The organism is Ruegeria sp. YTSC106, assembly GCF_059609765.1.
In genome coordinates this window covers 1-1,375 of record NZ_JBXWMI010000048.1, presented here as the reverse complement: position 1 = coordinate 1,375, position 1,375 = coordinate 1, and the positions used below count along the sequence as shown (strand labels likewise).

General features: G+C 55.0%; 1 protein-coding gene. It reads right to left on the bottom strand.

The genetic code is table 11. From position 1 onward, the window contains the following. Positions 1–236: 236 nt before the first annotated feature. Complete coding sequence (locus AC2FEB_RS23305; RefSeq protein ID WP_496677708.1) at positions 237–1,304, bottom strand: IS110 family RNA-guided transposase; 1,068 nt, start codon at positions 1,302–1,304, stop codon at positions 237–239. Between the last annotated feature and the right edge of the window lie 71 nt (positions 1,305–1,375).

Genomic DNA, 1,375 nt, shown 5'->3' with positions numbered 1-1,375 from the left:
ATGTATGTACCGGCTGCTGTTCGCAAGTGAGATATCGGCGTGGCTAGCGGTAGTCGCTGATATGTATCCGGCCTGTTTATCGGCTCGCGGGCCGTGGCCATTGTGGGTTACGCACGCGCCTTGATCTCATTAGTGACCAGGTCGATCATGACCATTTGGGCTCTCAGATTCTGGGGGCGTATTGTCTCCGTTCCAAGCTATTCTCCTTCGCGAACATCTTTGTGACTTCGGGCGCGTCAGATTGCGACCAAAGCCTCATCTCCGATAACCGTGTATTTCTTACCATGACGCAGAACGCTCCAAGCCCTGCGCGCCAGTTTGTTGGCCAGCGCAACAGCAGCCTTGTTGTGCGGCATCCGGCTCACAACCCCTCGCAGCCACGGGCCAAGACCGATCGCATCCCAGCGATGCGGCCGCATGAGAATGACATTTGCGGCTTGCACCAAAAGCATCCTTAGATATCCATTGCCACGTTTGCTGATCCGGCCAAGGATGGTACGCCCACCCGTGCTGAACTGACGCGGAACGAGGCCGAGCCAAGCGGCAAAGTCGCGGCCTCTGTCAAACACCTCGCCCTTGCCAATGGCGGCTACAATAGCCGTCGAGATAAGCGGGCCGATCCCAGGAATAGTCATGACGTTTGCGCTGTTTTCCTCAGTTCGGCTGATTTCCTCGATCTCCGACGAGATTGCTTTGATCCGTTCATCGACCCAGAGCCAATCGCCATATAGCCCAAGGAGCGTGCTGCGCATTCGTGGGGGTATTTCATCGCGCCGGTTTTCCAAGATCGCTTCAAACGAGCTCTGCAACCTGTGTCGTCCCGCCCGCACGGTGATGCCTTGCTCAATCAGGAACGCCCGGATTTGATTGATGATAGCGGTGCGGCGTGCCACCAGCCTCGACCTAACCCGATGCATCGCCTGCAGGTCCAACTGATCCTGGCTCTTTTCGGTAACCGTGCGCAGGTTTGGCCGCATTGCCGCTTCCGCGATGGCTTCAGCATCGTTGTAATCGTTCTTTTGCCCCTTGTTGAATGGCTTCACATAGATCGCTGGGATGATCCGGGGCTCAAAACCAAGCTCTCGCAGCATACGGCTGACAAAATGCGCACTCATGCAGGCTTCCATGCCAACGATACAACGTGGAAACTTCTCAAACGTCGGCTTCAGCGCCAACCGCTTTATCTTCTTACGCAAAACGCGCTGACCCGCTTCATCAAATCCGACCAGATGAAACGTGTCCTTTCCGATGTCGACGCCAATGACGACAACTTCATCAAGGTCTTCTAGATTTTCCGATTTCATAGCTACTTCTCCTGTTTGCAGATATAGGCAAAGCCTAAACTGCTGGGTGAAGCAGCCGGTACATCCCATTA